This is a genomic window from Paenibacillus sp. J2TS4 (assembly GCF_018403245.1).
GTDB lineage: Bacteria > Bacillota > Bacilli > Paenibacillales > NBRC-103111 > Paenibacillus_L.
On record NZ_BOSH01000013.1, the window covers coordinates 53,487 to 78,945 of the forward strand.

Here is a 25,459-nt window from a genome sequence, read left to right on the forward strand (position 1 = left end):
CCCACTGTTTGCGAGCTGCTTTTAACCAATCAAGCAGGTTCAAGGAGCGATCGCTTGATCAAACTGCATTCTATAGAATTTGGCATAAATCCCGTTTTTCTCTAGAAGCAAGGCGTGTGTACCTTCTTCTGCGATCCCTTGTTCCGAGAGGACTATGATCCTGTCTGCATTTCGAATAGTGGACAGCCTGTGCGCGATGACGAAGGTCGTGCGGTTCTTGGCCAGCCTGTCAAAGCTTTCCTGCACCACCCTTTCGCTCTCGTTGTCCAGGGCGGAGGTGGCTTCGTCGAATATAAGAATAGGAGGGTTTTTCAAAAATACACGCGCAATGCTGATGCGTTGTTTCTGACCGCCTGAAAGCTTTATCCCGCGCTGCCCGATATAGGTATCGTAGCCATCCGGAAGCCCCATAATAAATTCATGGGCGTTTGCATGTTTGGCAGCGTCTATCACTTCCTCATCCGCAGCCCCGGGCTTCCCGTACAATATATTCTCTTTAATAGTGCCTGAAAACAAATATGCGTCTTGCTGTACGATCCCGATATGGTCACGCAATGACTTTAGCTTGATCTTTTTTATATTCGTGCCGTCAATTTTAATAGCCCCTTCGCTGGTTTCATAAAAACGCGGGATTAAACTGCAAAGGGTCGTTTTTCCAACTCCGGAGGAACCTACAAGCGCTACATATTCACCGGAATTTACCGTTAGGTTTATACCACTGAGCACATAATTGGAGTCGCCGGCATACTGGAAGCCTACGTTTACAAATTCCACTTTTCCTTTTACATGGCTTAACACGGCAGCATCTTGGGCATCGGCAATATCCGGCTCAATGGCCAAAACTTCCATAAACCGTTCAAATCCGGCCACCCCATTCTGAAGATTCTGGGTAAAGTTCACTAATCTTTTCACCGGATCGATTAGGGTGTTAATGTATAACAAGAAGGTAATCAGTTCAGTTAGAAGCAATTGATGATAACTGATCAGAACGGCGCCCACGATCACAACCGAAATATTAATGAAAGAAATGAACCCGGTCAAGCCATTAAAGAACAAGGCCTCCACCCAATAACCGTTTTTCCTGCTTTCCAAAAAACGACGGTTACTGCTTCTGAATTTATCCATTTCGACTTCTTCATTGGCAAAAGATTGGACTACTCTGATTCCGGCCAGGCTGTCCTCGAGTTGCGAGTTGATGTCCGCTATCCGTTCCTTATTTTTCTTAAGAGCGTTTTTCATCTTGATGCTGTAGTGATATGCAAAAATAAGCATTAACGGTAAAATCAAAAAAATAGTTAAAGTGAGTGTCCAATTAATACTAAGTAAAATACAGAACGAACCTACAATTCTCACCAAAGAAATAACCGTATCTTCCGGCCCATGGTGTGCAAGCTCTGATATATCGAATAAGTCTGTCGTTGTACGCGACATTAGCTGCCCTGTTCTAGTATTGTCGTGATACTGAAACGACAGCTTCTGAAAATGCTGAAATAAATCGTTCCGCATGTCGGCCTCGATCCTGGCCCCCATCACATGCCCGAAATAGTCCGTATAGAAGTTGCTGACATACTCCACTATCATCAATAACAAAAAGATCCCGACCATCTTGATAACTAACTCTGTAGCGATCCCCTCGTCGCTTATGGCTTTAGTAGTGATTTGATTGACCAGCATGGGATAGGCAAGTACGGTCATCGAAGCCAGCGAGGCAAAGAATAAATCCGCAAACAATACCTTTCTATACGGTTTATAGTAAGCTAAAAACTTTTTGAGCATCTCTATAAAAGATACCTCCAGCTTATATTTTTAGAAATGTTGCCTTTTCCTCAATGGGAAATGGTTGTTCACCGTCACATGTTTTGTATAGATTCTCATCTTTGATCACTCCCGTTGTTTTGCATTCATCGTAGCACCCCAAATACGAGGCGGACAATTTAACAAATCATTATAATTAATTGTTATCATTTCCTCTAGAAGGAGACGCTTCGAAATCATTTTCCAGATAAGTGGGTATTATTTGAAGCTCTAGAGGCACGTTCGGATAATGGAAGAAGACTAGTTGATCGAATTTCAGTAATTAACCACTATGATCGAAGCAAAGAAGCGTTAGAGGAGTATAAATTAATTGATAAGAAAGAACCGCATCGAGAGCTTTATGTAGCTCATACAAGTAAGTTGGAACTGGAGATTATCGAACGCAAATGGTTAGGAGTTCGAATATGAAATCGGCCATTCATCTTTCAAATAGTGATTTGCCTTTTATTGAACTTACGGTTTATTACAATAAGCAAAGCATAAGATTGCCTCATGTTTTGATTGAGCAGAAATCTCGTACACTGATGCTATGAAAGCGGAATGTTATTCCGTACGAAACCTTCATCGGAAGTCCAAAATTAGCACGCAGCGATGATTAAATCATCAGGTTTCTAAAGATTACATTAAGTAATAATTAAAAGGGTTGACAGCTTTTGGAAGGCCGTGTTACGATGTTGCATGTTGAACATAACTGATTTGGCAAAGGAGGTATAGGACAATGATCAAGCAAGCTATTCATTTTAATCTTTTCTGTGATATGAAACATTATCAGAACTCCTATACCAATAATCGCGTTATGCGCTGCTTCCTTGTACCGGTTAGAACGTCTGGCTGATTCAGATTTAGACGTTATTTATAAGTTTTTTCGGTATACACAACGGCTGCGTATTTCGCAGCCTTTTTCTTTTGCCTAACTGTAGGGGGAGAAAAAGGCGGGGAACGCAGCTTTTTTAATCTGTGGATAGACAATGTCATAGAGGTTGCTGCTGTTCGGCGACTGGCAGACGGACGGGTCGCTCCCGTCTCTATCCGTCCAACCCTAACAGAAGATAACTGAATAATCTGACAGTATCCATGCACAATCATTCCGTTCTTCGGATAACGAGAAAGAAATTCAGGAATAATACTTACATCAACCACTCATGACTCAAGTCGCGAGTGTCCTTTAATAAATCATGAAGCTAACAAAGTAGGCGGGGACGTTACTGGCTTGTACTGCAGCTTGTGTCTTGTAATGCGAGAGACTTGAATCCCCCGAGAATGCGGTTCGAAAGAAGCAAAATTCAGCCTGCAGATACGAACGAAAGGATGGAAGAGTCCATTGTACAGGTGACGACTATGACAATAAACGAAAGATTTTCCAAGCAAGAGGAGATGAGATTTCAGAATGTGACGGAGAGCCGGCTTTCCTTTGACGATGTTCTGCAGCGCATTCTGCGATTCATTTCTCAAGATCCTGAATCTCTCTACCATTTCGTTATTGGATCCGACAGTCAAGTATATCGTGGGTATACGAAATTCGTTACCGGCATCGTCATTCATCGGCCGGGTAAAGGCGCCTGGGCTTGTTACCGTCAGGTCATTGTCCCCCGAGAGTTAACTTCCCTTAAGGAGAAGCTGTCGATGGAAACCTCGCTGTCGCAGGAGGTCGCTGCTTATTTCGCCGGAGATGCGGTTCATCAAATGGAGGAGCTGCTGCTGCCTCACGTTTACCAAGGGGCTGAGCTGCAATCGTTCATCGATATAGACGCCGGGACGAAGCCTGTCATTAACAAGACGTCGTTATATGTTCAGGAAATGGTGGAACGGGTCGAGGCTATGGGAATTTATCGGGCGAGAGTCAAACCTGATTCTTATGTGGCTTCCGCATACGCCAACCGGTATACGAAGAAACCATCCCGCAAAGTAATGTAGTGTGGAAATGGCTTTATTAATATAACTGTAATAAACGATTATAACTAAACTGTCTGCGGAGAAACTGTTGACGGGATAAGCCGCTATCGGTATGATAAGTTTACTATTTCCAAGAAAGGAGGCCGATGAAGATGACGGGCCGAATCTATAGCCGATTGACAATTGAATATGATACGCTTGTTCCTCTCATCGGTCTCTTCGGTGCGTAGTTGTTTGTGCCGTCGTTATGCCAGACCAGAGCAAACCTTCAGGTACTTGAAGGCAGCTTGCTTTTGAAATAGACCGTAGGCTTATGGGCCAGCGGTCTTTCTATTTTATTAAGAATTAAAGAGGAAATCGTAATTATGGGGTGAATCAGCGATCGCTGGAATCTATCCTGGACGAATCTCCACAAGCCTATAAAGATGTGGATCAAATTATTGAAAGTGTCGTCGGAGCGGGATTGGCTCAAGTGGTGGCCAAATGCAAGCCGCTGGCGACGGTTAAAGGAGCTTAATATTGAATAGAAAAGATCATATTATTATTGCCGATACACTGCCGCACCGCCAGGAGCCTTCCCTAGTTGCCTTTTCGGCAGACAACAGCCGGGCTTCGTCATACTACACCGATTATGCTTATGTCATTCAGGGAATTGAACAATGGCTGGCAGACAGGTACGGATGGGAGGTTCGTTCCTACATAAGTGATGACGGGAACGAAGAATACTGGGCCCTGCTGGAGCAAGATATCCGCTCCAATCACCCGGAAGCAGAGCGGGTTGCACAAATTTACGAACAAGTGGAAGCCAAGGCATTTGCTTATCATTCTGATGGCCCGGAGGCCGGCTATCAGATTTTCCCTTCTGTCCGGAACAATGTGTTCGCTTATCCCGAATGGCGAGTGGCTGTCGCGCGGGTGCCGATGTTCGGAAATCACGGAATGTATACGGAGGACTTCATCTTTGCCGAGAGTGACCTCGATCTTCGCCGATTTCTGGACTACACCCGGCAACGGCGCAGAGAGCTGGACCGACGTCAGGTGACCGTATTCACGGATGGCCGTCACGGGATCGAAACCGGGCTGGAGCCTATCACCAGATTGGTCGATCGGGAGGAGGTCGTCATGAATCCGGAATGGAAGAAGCAGATTTTTCGTTCCATTGACCAATTCTTCTCCGAGGACCGCGGTTTCTTCCAAACCTTTGAAATTCCGTACAAGAGGGGAATTTTGCTCTATGGGAAGCCCGGGAACGGGAAGACGACGCTAGTTAAATCGATTGCCGGAAGCGTTCAGGCCCCGGTTGCCTATTGGCAAATTACGGAGCATACTTGCAGCGATTCGATTCAAGAGGTTTTTCAAGCTGCTGCGGTCATGGCTCCCATGATCCTGATCATTGAAGATATCGATTCGATGCCCGAGCAGGTGAGGTCATTCTTCTTGAATACGCTGGATGGGGCCACCTCCAAGGAAGGCATCTTCCTGATCGGGACGACCAATTATCCGGAACGGATCGACCCGGCCTTAATGAACCGCGCCGGACGATTCGACCGGGCCTATGAGATTAAACCGCCGAATACCGAACTGAGACAGGCTTATTTGAAGCGTAAAGGAATGCAGAAGCTGTTGGGAGAGGAAGGACTGCAAGAAGCAGCCCGGCTTGCGGAAGGCTTCTCGTTTGCACAGCTGAATGAATTGTACGTGTCCGCTGCGCTAGAATGGTACTATGAGAAGAAGGTCGATATTGGTGAATTGATCGGCAATATGAAGTCGGAGCTTCATAAAGGACGCACGCAAGGATGGCTGCGGGACGCGGAAGCGAAGGTGGGCTTTCACACTTAAATCAGGAGAAAAGGGGCTGCTCTACAGGTCACAGAAGACCGTGGGACAGTCCCTTCTTGTCATTATAAGGATTTATAAGATTCACACTTATAATCATGCTTATAGTCATCGCGAAACGTCAATCCACCGTTAAAAGGACTGCGGCAGCCGTTTACGCTTGCTACTTGACAAGTTTGTTTAGGTAGGTAAAGATGAGCATTAGGAAATGGATACCATCATAATAAATTCACTTAAAGTGAATGTTCACAAAGCCAACTTTCGGATCGAAAGTAGCCTTTGTGAGCGGCCTCTATATTTAACCAATGGGAGTGACGAGAATGGGGAAAAGAGACAGCAACATTTATTGGCAAGCGCACCGCGGAGGCGGAGCCTATGAAGCGCCGGACAATACGATGGCCGCGAACCGGTACGCCTGGGAACTGGGCGGTATTCCCGAGGCGGATGTGCGTACGACGAAGGACGGCGTCATCATTTGCTTGCACGATGCAACGCTGGAACGGACGACTACGGCGCCGGATGAAATCAAAGAGCTTCCTGCTTCGCAGCTGACTTTTGAAGAAATTCGCCAATGGGATGCCGGAGTCAGATTCGCCGAGAAATTCAAAGGGGAAAAAGTACCGTCGTTAGAAGAATTGTTCGTTGAAATGCAAGGTCATCCGGAACGTATGGCTTACCTTGATCTAAAAGAGGTGGATCTGCGCCAGCTTGGCGCTTTAATCGATCAGTATGACGTTAATCGACAAGTGATCTTTACACATAAGCTTCAGGAAAACTGCAAGAAAATGAAGAGCATCGCTCAAGGAGTCCAAAGCATGCAGTGGATTGGGGGCAGTGCGGAGAAAATTCGCGAGACATTTGAAACGGCTCTGGCTTCCGGCTTTGACGGATTGGATCAAGTCCAGCTTCATTTGCACAATAATAGCGAAGCGGGCGGCTGGCCTTATGCCATTGACGCTCAGTTTTTGCAGTACGCGTTGGAGAAAACAGACCAAGCCGGGATAGACCTGGAGGTGCTTCCTTTTGAGATTGACGGGCTTGCCATTGAAGGACTGCTCGACCTGGGCATACGTTGGTTTGCAACGGACGAGCCTGCAAAGTTCCTGGAATGCGTGAACGGATGGAAGGCTAAGCAATAGTCGGATTTTGTCGACGGAAATCAGATTTTTGTTTGTATGTGAGCGTCCGGCAGGTATAATGAGATAGAGATTAAAGCTAAGTCTAGAGATATAGTTTGGATAGTTTTGGAGGGAGAGAATCTTTGAATAGCAAGACGATACTGGTCGCGCTTGGGGGAAACGCCATTTTACGGCCAAAACAAGAGGCAACTTTTGAGAATCAGCTGGCCAACGTGTCCGCAAGCTGCAGGATTCTAGCCCGCTTAATCGAGATGGGCTATCGGCTGATCATTACACACGGCAATGGACCGCAGGTTGGGAACATTCTGCGCCAGAATGAGGAAGCACGGAAAGTGGTTCCGCAAATGCCGTTAGATGTATGCAATGCCGAAAGTCAAGGATTAATAGGCTATATGGTTCAACAATCGTTGCGCAATGAACTGGAATTAATCGGGGTAAGCAAGTCGGTGGTCAGCCTGGTGACCCGTGTGGAAGTTTCGCCAGACGATCAGGCGTTTCAGAATCCGACGAAACCGATCGGGGCTTTTTACAGTGAAGAAGAAGCCAAGGAATTGATGAAAGACAAGGGTTGGATATTAAAAGAGGACGCCAATCGAGGTTGGCGCAGAGTCGTTCCATCCCCGCAGCCGATCCGCATTCTGGAAGCGGATATCATCAAGAGAATGGTAGACCAGGACCAGATTGTCATAGCCTGTGGCGGTGGCGGGATTCCGGTCGTACGCAAGACCGACGGAACGCATCGCGGAATCGAAGCCGTGATCGACAAGGATCACAGTGGATGCAAGCTTGCCCAGGAAGTAGGGGCGGATGTGATGCTGATTCTGACGGATGTGGAGAATGCTTATATCCATTACGGCCGTCCGGAACAAAAGGCCCTGACCCGGGTTACGATTGCTGAGCTGGAGAAGTTCAAGCAAGAAGGTCATTTCAGCGAAGGAAGCATGAAGCCTAAAATCGATGCGGCCGCCCGCTTTGCTGACTCGGGAGGAACCTCGATTATTTGCTCGCTGAATCACGCCGACCTTGCTCTACAAGGAGAAAAAGGAACGCTTATTGTGAAAGAAGCTAAAGTTTGATTAACGATCACAATAGACCGGCAAGATCATATTATAAAGCGGACAACGCCCTCTTGGGTGTGTCCGCTTTATTTTTTTGCCTGGTTCCAGCAACAGTCCGATCCGCTGGCAGCGCCGGGCTAGGATAGAAATTTCGAGGAAAGAGCAAGGGTTAACGTTTGCTGCTCCTCTTCCGCTTCGGCCGGGTCGTTAATTTTATATTGCTGAATTTCTTCATTAATGGCGAGCATCTGCTTATCCAATAAATTCACGAGAGAGGCGGATTCCCGCAATTGGTCAGTCAATTCCTGGGGAATTTCACGCTGAAACTTGTAGAAAATTTTATGCTCCAGGCTCGCCCAGAAATCCATCGCAATCGTTCGAATCTGAACCTCTACCTTTACTTGCTTTGTCTGATTGGCAAGGAAAACCGGAATTTCAATAATGAGGTGAAGGCTCCGGTACCCATTCGGTTTGGGGTATCTAATGTAATCCTTGACCTCGAGGACGTGTACATCGCTCTGCTGGCTCAGGATGTCCACAATTTTGTAAATATCCGTGGAGAAGGAACAGATAATCCGGATTCCGGCAATGTCGTGGATGTGCCGGGAAGCGCTCTCCAGCGAGATCTCCAGTTCTTTCCTTTGCAGCTTTTTAACGATGCTCTTAGGTGATTTAAGACGAGATTTAAGATGCTCGATCGGATTGTAGTTATGAATAAACAGAAACTCTTCATTTAAAATCTTTAACTTCGTATTGACTTCGTCCAGTGCGAATTTATAAATTAATAAAAAATTTTTCCACTGGTTCAAATCCTGGATGTCCAAATTAATCACTCCAAAGCTAGGTCCATTTTACTGACTCCCGTTATTATACATCAAATCGATTAAATAGAAATGAACAGAAAATGAAAAGAGCCTTAAATTTGCCGGAAATTCGCTTGGATGCCAAGTTTGACGTACAGCTCAGGATAGTTAATGTCCAGGTCGAGTCGACGCCTGGCCTGGTGCCGTCGTGCGCATGAATCGTCAGACGGTGGGACGGGCCGATGACCAAGGGAGCTTTACTTGGCAGCTGCAGGCCAAAAAGGGAGTTAACCGGGTTATCGTAGAAGCAGAGCATCATCAGCGAAGGACTCGCCAAGAAATTATTTCTGTGCTAGATTGATCATAATACCTTATTTTCCCTTTTTGGTGCCTCTCGGAGGTCAATAGGGCGGTGGAGATGATCAATTATGAGGAGGTCCCTTCATGAACCCGTCACAGGAAGAGCTTAGAGAACAGCTTTACCGGCTGCTAGGAGATTTGCCGGATCGAAATTTTCCCATCGAGGTGCAAAGAATAGCGGAAGAAACGAGAGAAAAGTATGACCTGGAGAAACTGCTCCTGCATTGGAACGGGCTGGAGCCGATTCCGGCTTATTTTGTCCGGCCCAAGGAGGCTCGCGGCAAGCTGCCGACGATTCTGTTCAACCATTCCCACGGAGGAAATTATGCCCTTGGCAAGGACGAACTGCTTCAAGGAAACAGCTATCTGCAGAATCCGCCCTATGCCGAGCAGTTGACCCGTATGGGGTATGCGGTTCTAAGTATAGACACCTGGGGCTTTGGCGAAAGAAGGGGCCGCACGGAGAGTGAATTGTTTAAAGAAATGCTCTGGAAAGGGCAGGTTCTTTGGGGGATGATGGTGTACGACAGCCTGCGGGCGATCGATTATTTGGTCACTCGCGAAGATGTAGATGAGGAGAGGCTGGGGACGCTGGGGATGTCTATGGGAAGCACTATGTCCTGGTGGACGGCTGCTCTGGACAGCCGCATCCGGGTATGCGTCGACCTTTGTGGTCTGACCGACTATCAGGAGCTGATTCGTGCCCGCGGGCTGGACGGCCACGGAATTTATTATTACGTTCCCGGGCTGTTAAAGTCCTTTACCACCTCCGAGATCAATGCGCTAATAGCTCCTCGTCCCCATCTGGGACTTGCCGGCAACTATGACAAGCTGACTCCGGCGGCAGGTCTGGATCGGATCGATGCCCATCTGCGCAGAGTCTATCGGGAACAAGGGCATCCCGATGCGTGGAGGATGGTTCGCAGTCCGGGAGGGCATCTCGAAACGGCAGAGATGCGCGCAGAAGTCATTGCCTTTTTAGAGCAATGGTTGTAAGAACTCGGCTCCAGCTTGCAATCAGGTGCTTGATGTTCAATCTCCTTCTAAGCAAATGGAGGAGGATTGAAGTGCAAAAATGCCTCTTAAATTATAACTTTTCCCGAAAATGGAGATTAAAGCGCAAAAGTACCCTCTAAATGGGTGAAATCATCGTTTTTTTTAAATCGGGGAATATAAAGAGCATTTTTACACCTTAATCTCCAAAATGGCTAAATTGGCAGAATTGAGGTGTACAATTGCACCTTATTTTGGTTACTTCCCAATGCAGATAGGGAGCAGCCCCTCCCGCTGAGCCCGAAACTCTAATTTGAGTTGCTGCGGCTTATTTTTTGACTGCTTTCCACAGGGTCCATCTGTCCTTTTCCGTAATCGGCAGGTGTTCGTCGGCTATATGCTCCCTTATATAAGCCACAAGGTCAGTCAGCTGATGGTCGTCCAGCTCGTGCAGAATGGAGCGGCCTGTTCGGTTTAATAGATCCGCTGCAAGCCTGTCAAAATTTGAATGAGTTTTTCTGGATTCCCACAGTTGGAATTCTTCTATGGGCTGGAACCCGGCCTTTTCCAAGGCAGCTACAACTTCAAAGCTGGAGTGTCTGCGCGAATTTTCGAAGGAGGCCAGCTCCGGAAACTTGGAGAAAAAAAATCCTCGAATATGGGTGGAGCTCCCCTCCACAAGGCAGTCCTCAGGTGTTCGGTCCTGAACAATCAAACATCCCCCTGGTTTTAAAATTCTATAGGCTTCCATAAAGCACGAAGACAAATCATCCACATGATGAATGAGGGCCCTTTCCAACACCACATCGAAATGCTCGCTTGCTAAAGTGGTTTCGAGCGCATTCCCTGACACAAAGCTTATATTATTATAGTCCCGGCAATTTTGCTTGGCTGAAGACAGGATCTGTTCTGAAAAGTCTACTCCCACAACATGGTTCGCCCCCAAATCCGCCAAAGCCTTGGAATAGATTCCGCCGCCGCAGCCCACATCAACAACCTGCTTGTCTTTAACATTAATCATTATTTGGATTTGATGGATCCATGTGACATCGGCTTCTCGCATGGAATAACTGGAGCGGTTTTTCTCCGCCTGAAAGTCCATAGGCAAACTAATCCTCCTCCTTTTAATCTAGTTTCATTATACGAAACTAGGTTTCGTCATTCGGTATCCATTATATATCAATCTCCATAAAGTTCCAAGGCTTTAATGCCAAAAATATGGCTTTGGCCTTCTACGGCTATCTTTACAAAAGCTTAGTACCTGTCTGACACTCCGTTAACAAAAGGCTTGTATATTGAACTTGTATACAAAAAGAAGATTTTTGGGCCCAAACTCTTTGCGTCAAAATCGGAAAAGGACAGCACAATGAAAGGGCCTGTTGAAGCAATGTTATTAAGTAAAATTCAGATAAGACTTGCCGAATTCTTCTGACACTTTAAATGGATTTAAATAAAAAAACCTTTGACTTTGGGGCAAAACGCTGATATTATTGCTTTGTATTATTGAATTTGGCCCAAATTTGTGCAAAATAAGAGAGAAAAGATAGCGTTTTCATTGGCGGGTTAAGACTAAACGGATAAAGGAGAGTAGGGAAAGATGCCTACTTTAAAAGAGATTGCTCAGCATGCCGGTTTTTCTATTTCCACAGTTTCCCGTGTCCTGAACAACGACACGAGCCGGCACATCAGCATAGAAACAAAGACGAAAATTTGGAAAGTAGCCAAGGATTTGGGTTATGTTGCGAGTCAAACAACCAAAGCTTCCACGCGTAAAACAGCCACGGGCGGGAGAACGGACTTTCGGCAAGTAGGCTGCATAGTATCGGTCCCTCAGAACAAATATAATCATCCTTACTTTTCACCTATTCTGGAAGGAATTGAAAAGAAGCTGTCCGAGCTGAACTGCTCCCTCGCTTACGTCATTACGATGAATGAGATTGAAGGAGAGAAGGCGATGCGCAGGCTGCTTCAGGACACGAAACTGGATGGCCTTATTATTGTCGAAGGGATTAACCAGGAGCTTTATGAAACTATTAAAAAGCTTGTTCCGGCTATCGTTGGCATTGATATAGCCGATCCCACCGTTCCTGTCATCTCCTATGATCGGGTGCAAGCGGCCAAAGCGGCCGTACGGCATCTGATGGGCCAAGGGCATCGGCGAATCGGATTTATTGGAGGAGCAGGGATGACTGGAGACCTGGAACGCGAGAAAAGATATCGCGGTTATCGGGAGGCCTTGCAGGAAGCGGGGATGGAAGTGGATGCACGCTGGGTCATCAATGCGGGCTGGGATGTCAACGTAAGCTATTCGCGTATGGTTGAATTGCTGGATACGGAGGCCGAGCTTCCGACAGCGATTTTTGCCGCGAGTGACATGATGGCGATCTCGGCCATGCGGGCTGTGACGGAGCGGGGCATGCGCATCCCGCAGGATATGGCCTTTGTCGGATTGGATAATATTGAGGTGTCTCAATATACTTCCCCGCCTCTGTCGACGATTCATATTCCTAAAAGCGAGATAGGCATGATGGCAGCCAAAGTCCTGGTCGATCAGCTGGATGGGAACAATCCTTTGCCCTTCCGATTGCTTATGCCTTTTCAACTGCTTGTCCGGTCATCGTCCGATTTTATGAAAATTTAGGAGATAACAGATAGAGATTACCCATTTCATACTATATTTTTTTTCGTTGTTAGCCAAAAGGAATTGTTTTTGGGCCCAAATTATTTAACGTTGAAAGAAGGGAATCCACTTGAAGCAAATACGAATAGGGGTTATTGGACTAGGGTGGCGAGCAGGGGTCACCAAATATTGGCATCGGCCGGATGGCCGATCGGTCGTAGTCGCAGGCGCAGATCATGATCCGGCGCGGCTCGGCAAATTTCGCGAAAGAATCAATCCTGACGCGGATGTGATGCTGGATTATCGAGAACTGATCGAACGTAAAGATATCGATGCAATCGTCGTCATGACTCCTGATCATTGTCATGACGAGCATGCGGTGGCCGCACTTCGGGCGGGCAAGCATGTATACTGCGAGAAGCCTCTGGCGGTTACAGTGGAGGGCTGCGATCGCATATTGGAAGCCTGGCGGGAATCCGGCAAACATTTCATGATCGGCTTCAATATGCGTTACATGAATATGTACCGCACCATGAAGGAGATCGTCGCTTCCGGTGATATTGGGGAGGTGAAGGCGGTCTGGGTGCGCCACTTCGTAGGTCTTGGAAGCGATTACTATTATCACAGCTGGCACGGCAGCTCCAAGAATACGACCTCGCTGCTGCTGCAGAAAGCGTCTCACGATATCGACATCATCCATTGGATTACCGGCCGCTACACGAAGAAAGTGGCTGCATTTGGCGGGGTCGATTATTTCGGAGGCAGCAAGCCGAATGATTTAACCTGCCCGGAATGCGCGGAGAAGGAGACTTGCCCGGAAGCTCGCTTCGGCCCGCTGACCCAATGTGCTTTTCGCGAGGAAGTCGACGTGGAGGACAACAGCATGGTCTTGATGGAGCTGGAGGGCGGAATCAAAGCCTCCTACATGCAGTGCCACTTTACGCCGGATTATGAGCGGAGCTATACCATTATCGGAACGGAAGGGAGGATTGAAAATTTCGAGTCGAATAATCAGGTCATTGTGAAAGCAAGAAAATCGAACACATGGCGGGATTTATCGGATAAAGTTTACAACATCCGCAAAGCGGAAGGCTCTCATAACGGTGCCGATGAGAAAATTTGTGAAGATTTTCTGGACATGATTCTGCAAGGCAAGGCCCCGGTCGCTCAGCCGATCGCCGGCCGGATGAGTGTAGCGGTCGGATGTGCCGCAACCGAATCGATGAGATCAGGCGGCAGAGTGATTCCGGTCAAGGAGCCGCAGCCGTGGATGCTTGGCTATAACGAATCGTTGGTTCGATGAACCCGGGCAGACGCACAAAGAACGGAGTAAGGGGGGCGCGTTTTTGGATAATACGGCGGTTTACACGAAGACCGATGTACCACGACGTCCAACGAAATGGAAGGCATTCAAAAAAACGATACAAAAAAACTGGGATCTGTACCTGCTTATCTCTCCCGTCATTATCTACTTTTTCATCTTTGACTACATACCGATGTACGGGGTGCAAATCGCGTTCAAAAACTTTATTGCAGCCAAAGGGATATGGGCCAGCGATTGGATCGGATTTGTTCACTTTAAACGCTTCTTTGACAGCTATTATTTTTGGCGCCTGATCTGGAATACATTAGGCATCAGCTTGTACCAGTTGGCTATCGCATTTCCCATTCCGCTGCTGCTTGCTCTGCTTATTAACGAGGTGGGCAACAGGTCTTTCAAGCGTATTGTACAAACCGTTACCTATGCGCCGCACTTTTTGTCCACGGTTGTCATGGTCGGGCTCATATTTATCTTCCTGTCGCCGCAAAACGGAATCATCAATCATCTCATCGTCTTCTTTGGCGGCGAACCGATCTCTTTTATGACCGAATCCAAATGGTTTAAAACGATCTATGTGTTTTCCGGAGTCTGGCAGGGGATGGGATGGAGCTCCATCATATATTTGGCGGCGCTTTCAGGAATTGATCCATCTCTCCATGAGGCGGCCCGGGTAGACGGGGCAAGCCGGCTGCGCCGTATATGGCATATTAACCTGCCGGGGATTATGCCGACGGTTGTTATTCTGCTGATTCTGAATGTCGGTCAGATTATGGGAGTCGGCTTTGAAAAAATCTATTTGATGCAAAACAATTTGAATATCGAGAGCTCGGACGTTATTTCCACCTATGTGTATACACAAGGGATTGTCGGGGCGCAGTACAGCTTTGCCGCGGCCGTAGGATTGTTCAACTCCGTTATCAACGTCATTCTGCTCGTAACTGTCAACAAAATTGCCAAAAAAGTGAATGAAACCAGCTTGTGGTAGGGAGGGATAACGGTGAAAGAAACCTTTGCGGATCGTCTGGTAGGGATCATCATCTATGCAGTGCTTGCCATCATTCTCCTGATCGTCCTCTATCCGCTCGTTTTTGTAGTCAGCGCATCGATCAGTGATCCGTTGTCGGTGACTAAGGGAGAGATGTGGTTATTCCCGAAGAACTTGTCCTTTATAGGGTATGAGCTTATTTTTGCCAATAAAGAAATCTGGATTGGATACAGGAACACGATTATCTATACGGTGGTCGGAACAACGGTCAATCTGGTCATGACGATTATGGCGGCCTATCCGTTATCTCGTAAAGACTTCACCGGCCGCAATGTCATTACGGCTTACATTGTGTTCACCATGTTTTTCAGCGGCGGACTGATCCCGACTTACCTGCTGATCAAAAATCTCGGCATGATCAATTCGATGTGGGCGCTGATCATTCCCGGAGCCGTTTCTGTCTGGAACATCATCATCATGAGAACCTTCTTCCAGACCAGCATTCCGAATGAAATTCAGGAATCGGCCTCCATCGATGGTTGTTCCAATTTACAGACTCTGTGGAAAATAGTGCTTCCGCTTTCCATGCCGGTCATTGCTGTCATGATCTTGTTTTACAGCGTCGGTCATTGGAACGCCTATTTTAACGGTCTCATTTATTTGAATGATCGTGATAAATATCCGCTTCAGCTGTTCCTGAGGGAAATTCTCATTAAATCGGAAGTGGATAATATGGCAGGCGGCATGGACCTGTCGGTGCAGAAGCATTTGATGGAAGCGGAAGCGATCAAATATGCGATTGTCATCGTCGCCAATTTGCCGGTTCTGATGGTCTATCCGTTCTTGCAAAAATATTTTACCAAAGGATTTATGGTCGGTGCTATCAAGGGCTAGCTAGACGTCCTTGTTCACAAATAGACATTCAATCAGGGAGGTTAATATGGTTATGCAGAGGTTGAAACGACTGACTTCAGTAATGCTTGCGGGTGTCATGACCGCAGGACTGGTCTCGGCTTGCGGGGATAAAGGGGGAGGCGGAGCAGTGTCTCCGGAGGGAGACAAGAACAAAGGAGTGGCCGAGCAGCCGGCTGTCAAAACGGAAGGATTTCCGATTGTAGAGGACCCGATCAAGCTGACCTTCTTTGCCGGCAAAGCGCCATCCGCTCCGGCCAACTGGAATGATCTTCCCGTCTGGAAGAAATACGCCGAAATGACGAATGTCGAGGTCAATTTCCAGCTGACCCCGACGGAGAGTCTCGCGGAGAAACGCAACCTTGTCCTGTCCGGAGGAGATTATCCGGATGCGTTCCATACCGCCAGGCTATCGCCGGTGGATGTAATGAACTATGGCTCTCAAGGCATTTTTATTCCTCTTAATGATTTAATAGACGAGTATGCTCCCCATTTCAAGAAACTGCTGGAACAGTACCCGGAGGTGAAAAAAGGCCTGACGATGCCGCACGGCAATATCTATTCCTTCCCGACGTTCTACGATCCGGATTTCAAATCCGTCATCATTGGGCAGAAGCTGTGGTATAACCAAAGCTTCCTGGATCAGCTCGGGATGAAGGAGCCGGAAACGACCGATGAATTTTATGAATACCTGAAGGCGGTCAAAACGCTGAATCCGAGTTATATTCCCTATGCGGCCAGCAACTATGGCTCCCTGCTGGATGAAGTCAAAGGAGCCTGGGGGCTTGGCAACCGCGGAACGGCCCATCGGATGGATATCGATCCGGAAACGAAGGAGCTGCGGTATATTCCGGCTTCCCCGCAATTCAAGGAAGTGCTGGAGTACATGAATAAGTTGTACACAGAAGGCTTGTTCGTCGATAATCTGCTGACGATCAAAGGTCCGGAAGTGAATGCCCTGATGGATGAAGGGATCGTCGGCTCCTCGGTAACGAACAGTCCGCACGCCATCAGCGGAGTGAATATCGAACACTTTGTAGGCGCACCGGTTCTTAAAGGACCTCATGGCGATCAAGTTTTCTCAAGAGCCCGCCCATCGCTTATTGATCTCGGAGCCTTCGTCATTACGGATAAGAACAAGCATCCGGAAGCAACGGTGCGCTGGATCGATTACTTCTACAGCGAAGAGGGCAGCAAGCTGTTCTTTATGGGAATCAAAGATGAGAGTTATGTGGAGAAGCCCGACGGTACGCTCGAATATACGGAAGAGTACTTGAAGGAACCGTCGAAATACGTTTCCTTTGCGGGCGGATTCTATCCTGCGATGCTAACCTCCAACACGTATAAGGGGGGAGAGTCCACGCCGGAGAGTATGGAAGCCGCAGCCAGGGTCGAGGCTTACTGGCCGGAAGAAGTATGGCCCGCCTTTACTTTGACCCAGGATGAGCTGAACCGGTACACTCCTCTGCACACCGACATCAACAAGTACGTGGATGAAATGACGGCCAAATTTATAACCGGAGATGTTTCTTTTTCCGAGTGGGATAAATATATCCAGACGATCGAGAAGATGGGATTAAAGGAGTACAAGGAAATATATACCGCTGCTTACGAACGATACAAAAACAACTGATAGCGCTAGATTCTTTCCCGGATCGTTCCCCTCGGTCCGGGAAGGACTTCATCTAATACAAAAGCCTACAAGGGAGGAATAGTTATGTTTCGAAGACGTAAATCGATTTCTGTTTTGCTGGCTATTGTACTTCTGTTGTCTTGTCTTCCGGTCGCTTATGCGAAGACGGAGCCGTTATTCGACGTATGGGTACCGACCAACACGCATAAAATGATGCTGGATGAGCCGTTTCCCGCTAATGCGGACCAGGTAATGAAGCTTGAGGCTGCCCGCAATGAGTTCGAAAGCGGTCAAGTGATCATCAAGGCGGGGAATGAGCCGCTCAGCAAGCTGCAGGTTTCCATTAGTGATCTGAAGCTGCAGGGCGGCCCGGCCAAAATAGGGAAGGAGCATATTGAACTGTTCCGGCAGCATTATATCGAGGTAACGACCTCGACGACTACTGCATACCCCAAGGGATGGTACCCGGATGCTCTCATTCCGCTGGATGGCAAGCTGGAGGTAGCCGCAGGACAGAATCAGGGAATTTGGGTCAAGGTATACGTGCCTAAGGGGACACCGGCCGGAATATATACCGGAGAAATCCAACTGCATGAAACGGGAAATCCGGTACGGATTCCGGTTGAATTGACGGTGTGGGATTTCGAATTGACGGATGAAAGCCATTCCAAAACGGCATTTGGCGTCTGGGGCGGTCCCGTCCAAGAGGCTCACGGAAATGTGCAGGGGGAAGAAGCCTGGCGCTATATCGAGAAGTATTACTGGGCTTCGGTCGAGCAGCGTCTTACACCGGGATACTTGCCCATTCCGGATAGAGATATTGATGACTACGTAGAGCGCGCATCCCGATTCATTAATGATCCTAGAATATCTGCTTACCGCTTGCCTTATTATAAAGATGCGCAAGGGGAGCCGGACACACAGAAGATCAAAGAGCTTATCGATAAGCTAAGGGAAAGAGGCCTGCTGGATAAAGGATATTTTTATATAAGCGAAATCGACGAACCGGTACCGCACCCGAATGCTTCGAATAATTACGATCGGGTGAAGGTCATTAACGACGCCTTGAAGCAGGCGGCCCCGGATGTCCCGCATCTGGTTACGATTCAACCGCTGGATGAGCTATTGGGGGAGGTGGATATCTGGTCTCCCGAAATAGATAAATATGATTATGATTTCGCCCGGGAAAGACAAGCCGCCGGTGAAGAAATATGGTGGTATACGAGCGTCTTCCCGAAGCACCCGTTCCCATCCTACCATTTGGATGATGATCTGGTGGGAGCCCGTCTTCTTCCCTGGGTGCAGCACGATTATGGCGTAGAGGGCACATTGTATTGGGCTACTACGCAGTTTCAGAAATATGATGCCGCACAGAAAAAATATGTGAGCCGGGATGTATGGACCGATCCGCTCGCTTTTCCAGGGGCGAACGGGGATGGGTATTTGTTCTATCCCGGAACGGAGCTCGGCATCGACGGTCCGATTGGAACGATTCGTCTGGAAGTGCTCCGGGAGAGCATGGAGGACTATGAATACTTATGGCATTATGAGCAGAGGCTGCATGAAATCGCGGCAAAGCTTGGGATAGAGGATACTTTCTCTTATCGCGATGCGATCCGGCCATTCTATGACCGGTTGTATGAGAACATCAAAACCTTCGAAGAAAATCCTGAACTCGTCATGCAGGTTCGCAGAGAAATTGCCCGGGAGATCGCAGCTCCGGAAACAATCCCGGTATTGGTCGCAGTCGAATCGACCACCGTAGGCAGCCGAACAGTGACGGTGTATGCGGCCCAAGACTCCCAGGTGACATTGAACGGCACACCGATGCCCCTGACCAAGCAAGAGACCGGGCATGACCAATTCTCCCAGACGCTTGCCCTGGAGCCGGGTCTTCATAATATAGATATAGTCGTCACTCAAGACGGTGTCACCAAGCAGGTTCATCGTGAACTGGCGGTATATGAATTTGACACCCCTTATACGATACCGCTGAATGATGTGGAGACCGAGGAAGCCGTCAAGCGATTCACTTCATCGACAGTTAGCCTGAGCTTGTCGGACGAATATGTGACGGAAGGGAATCATTCGATGAAGGCCGTTTTCCCGGCCGATGTGAACTTTCCCAATTTCCGCCTGCTCGAAGCAGGTAAAGGGTTTCGCAGTGCAGACTGGTCATCATTCGATGCGCTGGAGTTCGATGTTTTCAATCCGGGCGGCACCACTCAATTTTATGTCAAGTTCCATCAGTTGAACGGCAAGACGGATGATGCTTTTATCCAAACGGTGAGAAGCAATCATGGAAAAACGGTGCGTATTCCATTGAGCAAGGTCGATCTGGATATTACTCAAATGAAGGGGATTGAAATCTGGGTCTGGCGGCATACCCTTCCGCAAACCTTGTATTTCGACAACTTCCGATTTGTATCCACCCAGCCTGGGGAGTCGATGGCTCCTTGAGCTAAATAACCGGTTAAGATAAATTTAGATAACCATGTCAAACGAAAGGAGTGTGGCAGATCATGAAGCTTACTTTTCTGGGAACCGGGGCGGCCGAGGGCATCCCTTCCCCGTTCTGCGATTGCGACACATGCGAGCATGCCAGGGCGAATGCAGGGCGCAACATTCGGAGAAGGCAAAGTGTCGTTATCAACGACCATCTGCTCATCGATCTTGGTCCGGACCTCTTCGCCTCTTGTGCGCAGTTAGGGCTGTCTCTGTGCCAGATCGAAACGATATTGATTACGCACAGTCATCTGGACCATTTCGATCCGAGCAATTTAATTATGCGTGCCAAGGCGTTCCGGTTGTCTACAGAACTCCCCGAGATCCCGGTGATCGCAGGCCCCTCGGTATGGATGAAATGGGACGAATCCGGAGGCAGCGACCAGAAAGCGCAAATTCGCAGAACCCCGATATTGCCGGGACGGTCTGTGGAGGCCTCCGGATATTCGATCCGCTCTATTGAGGCATCCCATAACTCCCGGATCGGAGATGCGATGAATTACATCATCGATGATGGCAAGGTTACGCTTCTGTACGCCTCAGACAGCGGCATGTATTCGGAGACGGTCTGGAAGGAGCTGGACGGGTATCGGTTCGATGCCGTTGTGCTGGAAGGTACGATCTGGGGCCGCCCGTCCGCCAGAGAGCATCTGAATGAGGAGGATTTCCGAAAGATGCTGGAGCGCATGCGGGAAATCGGAGCGGTTACCGATCAGACGATGGTGATCGCGACCCATTTTTCTCATCAAGGATGGGCCGGCCCGCATGAGGAAATCGAGGCCAAGGCGCAGCGGTTAGGCGCCCTGTGCGCTTATGATGGATTAACTCTTCATATCGATCCAACCGAAGAGAGTTAGAGAAAGCCATTTATTAAAGAAATAATGTGAGCCGAGTGCGGGAATTCGCACTCGGCTCATGGCGCTTGGAGGCACTTGGAGGCACCTGGCACAATGGTTGCGCACCAGAGCTATCGCTTGGTGAATTTATAAATTTTCGAGGTAGGAACAGCCTTGTACACATTCGGAAAAAGTGTCAATTACCTACAAAACTGCATGTCTTTTGGCCGATTTAATTGAAATAAGCTAAAGACATGCCAATCTGCAGGTCAATTTACCCATTTGGCCGATTTTTGATTTTTGTCGGGAAATCACATGTATTTCTGCACGTCTTCTTTGTTATTTATCGATTTCTCTCTATTGACATGCAGATCTGCATGTCCATTTGTGCTGTCAGCGATTGCCGCAATCGTGAGGGGAAGAAAATCCGGAACAGCAATGGCGTCCTGCAAAGGAACGGTCATCCGATTATATTTTCCAGCGAGCTGAGGTAATTAAATAATTAACGGATTATGGGTAGCCTAATAAAAATATACATATAAAAATGGTTCAACCTAATAATCAGTGCTTGATTTTCTTTCGCCACCAAACAGACTGGATTTTATACAGCTAAATAAGCCAGATCAGACGATTTTTGGCAATCTAACTGGAAATCATACAGCTAATTCGGTCCCAATCTATCCAATCCCTCTTTAACCCCATTTCTAACGGTAGGTTTTACATTTAGTCCGGAGATCTAGCGAGATTTAGCGAGAATTAACTACATCAATTACATTTAATCGGACCATCTGGAAGGCCAATCTATCAAGTGAAATTCTAATAAGATAAATCTGTCAAGGATGGCCTGTTAAAGTCAAGGACTGATTATGGTTTTGAGCCATAAAAATGGCTCAAAATAGAAATAAGCGCTTGACGAAAAAGTCTAACGAATCGTAGTATGCTTAATCCGCGAAAAACGGGCGGGTTTCGAACCTAACGAAACAGAGCAACGCTAATGTGACGAAAAAAGAGGAAGTGAAGCAAATTTCGGGAAATAACGATACAGACATTCGTTAGTGATCCAAACCCTTAAATTTAGCCCCTATAACGTTACCAGAGTTCGTTAGATGGGTCTGCATCCTGTCAAGCACTGATTTTGAGGTTGAGCCATAAAAATTACCAGCATTTATAGTAAAATTTGCTGCTTCACGATAACAACAAGAGGTTGAAGCAGCGGGGCACTTTATTGGGAAACGAAATAAAAAACAAAATCCAACTTGACAGGTAGGAATAATTGTAATATAACTGTTTACATCGGAATATGATTATAGTGCGCCGATTAAAAAGTGGGAGTGGTCAACATGGTATGGACAATTGTCAATATTATTGTCATGCTTTTGCTCATTGCAGGATTATATGTTATGCAAAGGAAGCATGTTTCGTTTTCCAAACGGGTGTTTGCCGGTTTGGGGGTAGGGGTCATATTTGGACTTGTGCTGCAATTTATATACGGAACCCAGTCCGATGCGCTGAATACATCGTTGGAATGGTTTAATATTGTAGGCCGGGGCTATGTTAAATTTTTGCAAATGGTTGTTATGCCTCTCGTATTTATTTCTATTCTAACGGCTTTTACCAAAATGAAGGTTACGAAAAATTTTGGGAAGATAGGGCTGCTGATTATCGGGATTCTTGTCGGTACAACGGCGGTAGCCGCTGCGGTGGGGATTACTACCACAACCGTATTCAATCTGGAAGCCATTCAAATTGAAAGTGGAGATGCTGAAGTTTCTCGTGGAGAGCAATTGGAGAATCGATTAGGCGATCTTCAGAAAATGACCTTCCCGCAAAAAGTACTTGAGCTGCTGCCGGAAAATCCGTTCCGCGACTTTACGGGAGCCCGTGCCACCTCGACGATAGCGGTCGTTGTGTTTGCGGCATTTATCGGCTTTGCTTTCCTCGGAATCCGACGAAAACAACCGGAGCAGGCGGAGCTTTTTCAGAAAATTATCGAAGCTTTCTATGCGATTATTATGAGGGTCGTAACGCTTGTGCTCCGATTAACTCCATATGGAGTTCTGGCGTTGATGACCCGAGTAACAGCGACGACTGACTATGAAGGAATCTGGAGGCTGGGCAAATTCGTCGGCGCTTCTTACGTAGCTCTGATCATTATGTTTCTCATTCATTTGCTGCTGCTTGCTCTGGCTAAGCTTAACCCGATTACTTATGTCAGAAAGGCCATCCCCGTGCTTACGTTTGCCTTTACTTCCAGAACGAGCGCCGGGGCTCTGCCTTTGAATGTCAAAACCCAAACCCATTCCTACGGGGTTTCGGAAGGCATTGCGAACTTCTCGGGCTCGCTTGGGCTCTCGATCGGGCAGAATGGATGTGCCGGGATCTATCCGGCTATGCTGGCCGTTATGATTGCGCCGACGGTCGGAATCAATCCGCTGACGCCTTCCTTCATTATTACGTTGATTGCCGTTGTGGCGATCAGTTCGTTCGGAGTAGCGGGTGTGGGCGGGGGAGCCACTTTTGCCGCGCTGCTCGTCTTGTCCGCATTGGATCTGCCGGTAGCTTTGGCCGGGCTGCTCATCTCCGTTGAACCGCTCATCGATATGGGGCGTACAGCGCTCAATGTCAGCGGCAGCATGGTCGCCGGAATTCTTACCGGCAAGGCGACGAAGGAACTGGATTTGAACATATATAATGATGGCGGCAAGCAGCAATTGGAAGCTTGACCCGGCATTCCAATTTGGCTACGGAAGGCGGAAAGTCTTTCCGGCTATCTGAAAGCTTCGCTAACTATTGGAAAATTCATATTATGAGGCCCGCATGAATCTTTCATGCCGGGCCTTTACTTTTTCGAAGGCCTTTTGGCTGCTATCCCTTTCGCTCAGTTTTTGTGGGAGCGAGCTCCGGGTTTATATTGGTTTGAAAGTTAACCGGATGGGTGGAATTGAATTCCCTATCCTTTGATTCCCGTGAACGTAATTCCTTGGATAAACGTTTTTTGCAGGAAGAAAAAGAGAATGACAACCGGCATCGTCATCATCGTCGCGACGGCCATCATCAGCCCCCATTCCGTTCCTTTCTGATTCTGGAATTGCTGCAGGCCGAGTGACAGGGTGTAAGAATGCTCATTCGTTAAATACAGCAAGGGTCCGATAAAATCAGTCCAGCTGTTCATGAATTGGAACAGGCCGACGGCCAGCACGGCCGGCTTGGCCAGAGGCAGCATGATGTTCCAGTAGATGCGGAACTCTCCGGCCCCGTCGATGCGGGAAGCATCCAGAAGGTCATTCGGCAGTCCGAGGAAGAACTGACGCAGCAGAAAGATGAAAAAAGGAGCCCCGAAAAACAAGGGGACAATCAGCGGCAGCGGAGTCCCGACCCATCCCAATTTATTAAACAAAATAAACAAGGGAATCATCGTAACCTGACCGGGAATCATCATGACGGCCACCGTTATGGCAAACAGCAGATTTCTTCCCTTCCATCTCAGCTTGGCGAAGCTGTAAGCGACCAGAGGGCAAGAGAGAATCGCCCCCAAAGTGCTGAATACTGTAATGATGAGAGTATTTCTGAGATAAGTGAAGAAGGGGATGTAGTCCACGGCATCGATATAATTTCGCCAAGTAAACGGTCTGGGAATCCATTCGGGAGGCCAAGTGTAGATTTGGGTCGGAGGTTTAAGGGAGGTCGAGACCAGCCAAATGAACGGAATTATGAAAAAAATGGAGGCTGCCAACAGAACGGCATGAGCCAGTATTCGCTTCATATGCTTTGTTTTTTTGTTCATCCTTGAGCCCCTCCTACTTGCCTTGATAGTGTACCCAGCGCTTCGAGGTTGCAAAAATCAAGACGGTCAGCCCCATGATAACGATAAATAGAATCCAGGCCATGGCCGAAGCATAGCCCATCTTGAAATATTTAAACCCGTTATCGTATAGATGCATGACATAGAACATCATCGAGTTCGCCGGAGTCCCTTGCCCTTTTGTTAATGTGTAGGGCAGGGTGAACTGTTGGAATGCCCCAATGACTCCCATAATCAGGTTGAAGAAAATAACGGGGGTCAGCAGCGGAACGGTAATGGTTCTGATTTTCTGGAGCCAGTTGGCCCCATCCACATCAGCCGCATCATAGTAATCTTGTGGAATATCGTGCAATCCCGCCAAATAAATGATGACCGACTGACCTATTCCCCATAGTGACATCAGAATAAGCGACGGCTTGGACCAGGCCTCGCTCCCGAGCCAGGCGGGTCCTTCGATGCCTATCGAGTTCAGCACTCCGTTGACTAGGCCGAATTGAGGATTGAGCAGCCACATCCATAGGACAGCCAGGGCCACTTGGGGCACCAGGGTGGGCAGGAAATAGAGAGTGCGGTAGACGGCCATGCCCTTTACTTTAATGTTTAAAAAGAGAGCGAGCGCTACTCCGAACAGGATGCTCAGGGGAACAAAGAATACGGCAAAATAGAGGGTGTTATAGACAGCTGCCCAGAACACGTCGTCCTGAAAAAGCTGCCGGTAATTTTGCCAACCGACAAATTCCCCGGGCTCCAGAATACTGTAGCTCGTAAAGCTGAAATAAATGGAGGACAAGAGCGGAAATGAGAAAAAAAGCAGCAGTCCGATCAGCCAGGGTATAGCAAATAACCAACCGTACAGGTTTTCCCTTCTCGTCACCCGATTCCGGGTAACCGGCTTTGGAGTAATGGTGATAATATCCGTTTTCGACACAGGCAACGGCCTCCTTCTCG

General features: G+C 47.8%; 19 protein-coding genes and 1 pseudogene. 15 read left to right on the top strand and 5 right to left on the bottom strand.

From position 1 onward, the window contains the following. Positions 1 to 39 precede the first annotated feature (39 nt). Positions 40 to 1,776, bottom strand: coding sequence for an ABC transporter ATP-binding protein (locus KJS69_RS22590; protein ID WP_249730669.1), 1,737 nt, complete (start codon positions 1,774 to 1,776; stop codon positions 40 to 42). A 1,377-nt stretch (positions 1,777 to 3,153) separates the two neighbouring features. Here KJS69_RS22590 and KJS69_RS22595 point away from each other — a divergent pair. The 5 genes and pseudogenes from KJS69_RS22595 (at position 3,154) to arcC (ending at position 7,759) form a co-directional block, all read left to right on the top strand. Then, positions 3,154 to 3,729: a ribonuclease H-like YkuK family protein gene (locus KJS69_RS22595; protein ID WP_213586064.1), complete on the top strand. Its 576-nt coding sequence runs from the start codon at positions 3,154 to 3,156 to the stop codon at positions 3,727 to 3,729. Between the two features lie 349 nt (positions 3,730 to 4,078). After that, positions 4,079 to 4,225: pseudogene (locus KJS69_RS22600) on the top strand (RtcB family protein); the annotation flags it as partial. 2 nt (positions 4,226 to 4,227) lie between these two features. Continuing rightward, a complete protein-coding gene (locus KJS69_RS22605) occupies positions 4,228 to 5,547 on the top strand; it encodes an AAA family ATPase (protein ID WP_249730670.1) in 1,320 nt (439 codons plus the stop codon). 317 nt (positions 5,548 to 5,864) lie between these two features. Next, on the top strand, positions 5,865 to 6,683 hold the full coding sequence (locus tag KJS69_RS22610) for a glycerophosphodiester phosphodiesterase (RefSeq protein ID WP_213586065.1): 819 nt from the start codon (positions 5,865 to 5,867) through the stop codon (positions 6,681 to 6,683). Between the two features lie 122 nt (positions 6,684 to 6,805). Next, positions 6,806 to 7,759 (top strand): carbamate kinase, encoded by a 954-nt coding sequence (arcC, locus tag KJS69_RS22615; RefSeq protein WP_213586066.1) that lies wholly within the window; start codon positions 6,806 to 6,808, stop codon positions 7,757 to 7,759. Between the two features lie 119 nt (positions 7,760 to 7,878). On the opposite strand, the gene KJS69_RS22620 is transcribed toward arcC, so the two are convergent. Further along, positions 7,879 to 8,571 carry a GTP pyrophosphokinase gene (locus tag KJS69_RS22620; protein ID WP_213586170.1) on the bottom strand — a complete coding sequence of 231 codons (693 nt, stop codon included), beginning with the start codon at positions 8,569 to 8,571 and terminating at the stop codon, positions 7,879 to 7,881. Positions 8,572 to 8,758: 187 nt separating this feature from the next. Between KJS69_RS22620 and KJS69_RS22625 the strand changes: the two genes are divergently transcribed. Further along, positions 8,759 to 8,905 (top strand): hypothetical protein, encoded by a 147-nt coding sequence (locus KJS69_RS22625; RefSeq protein ID WP_213586067.1) that lies wholly within the window; start codon positions 8,759 to 8,761, stop codon positions 8,903 to 8,905. Positions 8,906 to 8,988: 83 nt separating this feature from the next. After that, positions 8,989 to 9,900, top strand: a complete 912-nt coding sequence (locus KJS69_RS22630) for a dienelactone hydrolase family protein (RefSeq protein WP_213586068.1) — start codon at positions 8,989 to 8,991, stop codon at positions 9,898 to 9,900. Positions 9,901 to 10,225: 325 nt separating this feature from the next. Here KJS69_RS22630 and KJS69_RS22635 read toward each other — a convergent pair whose 3' ends face one another. Then, entirely contained in the window at positions 10,226 to 11,005 is a 780-nt protein-coding gene (locus KJS69_RS22635) for a class I SAM-dependent methyltransferase (protein ID WP_213586069.1), read from the bottom strand. A gap of 489 nt (positions 11,006 to 11,494) precedes the next feature. Here KJS69_RS22635 and KJS69_RS22640 point away from each other — a divergent pair, with 489 nt between their 5' ends. The 8 genes from KJS69_RS22640 to KJS69_RS22675 all read left to right on the top strand — a co-directional run bounded on the left by KJS69_RS22640 (position 11,495) and on the right by KJS69_RS22675 (position 23,432). Beyond that, entirely contained in the window at positions 11,495 to 12,538 is a 1,044-nt protein-coding gene (locus KJS69_RS22640; protein ID WP_213586070.1) for a LacI family DNA-binding transcriptional regulator, read from the top strand. A gap of 109 nt (positions 12,539 to 12,647) precedes the next feature. After that, a complete protein-coding gene (locus tag KJS69_RS22645; RefSeq protein WP_213586071.1) occupies positions 12,648 to 13,820 on the top strand; it encodes a Gfo/Idh/MocA family protein in 1,173 nt (390 codons plus the stop codon). A gap of 43 nt (positions 13,821 to 13,863) precedes the next feature. Then, positions 13,864 to 14,823: an ABC transporter permease gene (locus KJS69_RS22650; RefSeq protein WP_213586072.1), complete on the top strand. Its 960-nt coding sequence runs from the start codon at positions 13,864 to 13,866 to the stop codon at positions 14,821 to 14,823. Positions 14,824 to 14,835: 12 nt separating this feature from the next. Next, positions 14,836 to 15,717, top strand: coding sequence for a carbohydrate ABC transporter permease (locus KJS69_RS22655; RefSeq protein ID WP_213586073.1), 882 nt, complete (start codon positions 14,836 to 14,838; stop codon positions 15,715 to 15,717). Between the two features lie 52 nt (positions 15,718 to 15,769). Continuing rightward, the gene (locus tag KJS69_RS22660) at positions 15,770 to 17,368 is read left to right on the top strand and encodes an extracellular solute-binding protein (RefSeq protein WP_213586074.1); all 1,599 of its coding nucleotides are present in this window, start codon (positions 15,770 to 15,772) and stop codon (positions 17,366 to 17,368) included. Between the two features lie 84 nt (positions 17,369 to 17,452). Next, the gene (locus KJS69_RS22665) at positions 17,453 to 19,828 is read left to right on the top strand and encodes a DUF4091 domain-containing protein (protein ID WP_213586075.1); all 2,376 of its coding nucleotides are present in this window, start codon (positions 17,453 to 17,455) and stop codon (positions 19,826 to 19,828) included. Positions 19,829 to 19,890: 62 nt separating this feature from the next. Then, on the top strand, positions 19,891 to 20,730 hold the full coding sequence (locus tag KJS69_RS22670; protein ID WP_213586076.1) for an MBL fold metallo-hydrolase: 840 nt from the start codon (positions 19,891 to 19,893) through the stop codon (positions 20,728 to 20,730). 1,319 nt (positions 20,731 to 22,049) lie between these two features. Beyond that, positions 22,050 to 23,432, top strand: coding sequence for an L-cystine transporter (locus KJS69_RS22675; protein ID WP_213586077.1), 1,383 nt, complete (start codon positions 22,050 to 22,052; stop codon positions 23,430 to 23,432). Between the two features lie 227 nt (positions 23,433 to 23,659). Here KJS69_RS22675 and KJS69_RS22680 read toward each other — a convergent pair whose 3' ends face one another. Continuing rightward, a complete protein-coding gene (locus KJS69_RS22680; protein WP_213586078.1) occupies positions 23,660 to 24,493 on the bottom strand; it encodes a carbohydrate ABC transporter permease in 834 nt (277 codons plus the stop codon). Between the two features lie 13 nt (positions 24,494 to 24,506). Continuing rightward, entirely contained in the window at positions 24,507 to 25,439 is a 933-nt protein-coding gene (locus KJS69_RS22685; protein WP_306434426.1) for a carbohydrate ABC transporter permease, read from the bottom strand. Positions 25,440 to 25,459 lie beyond the last annotated feature (20 nt).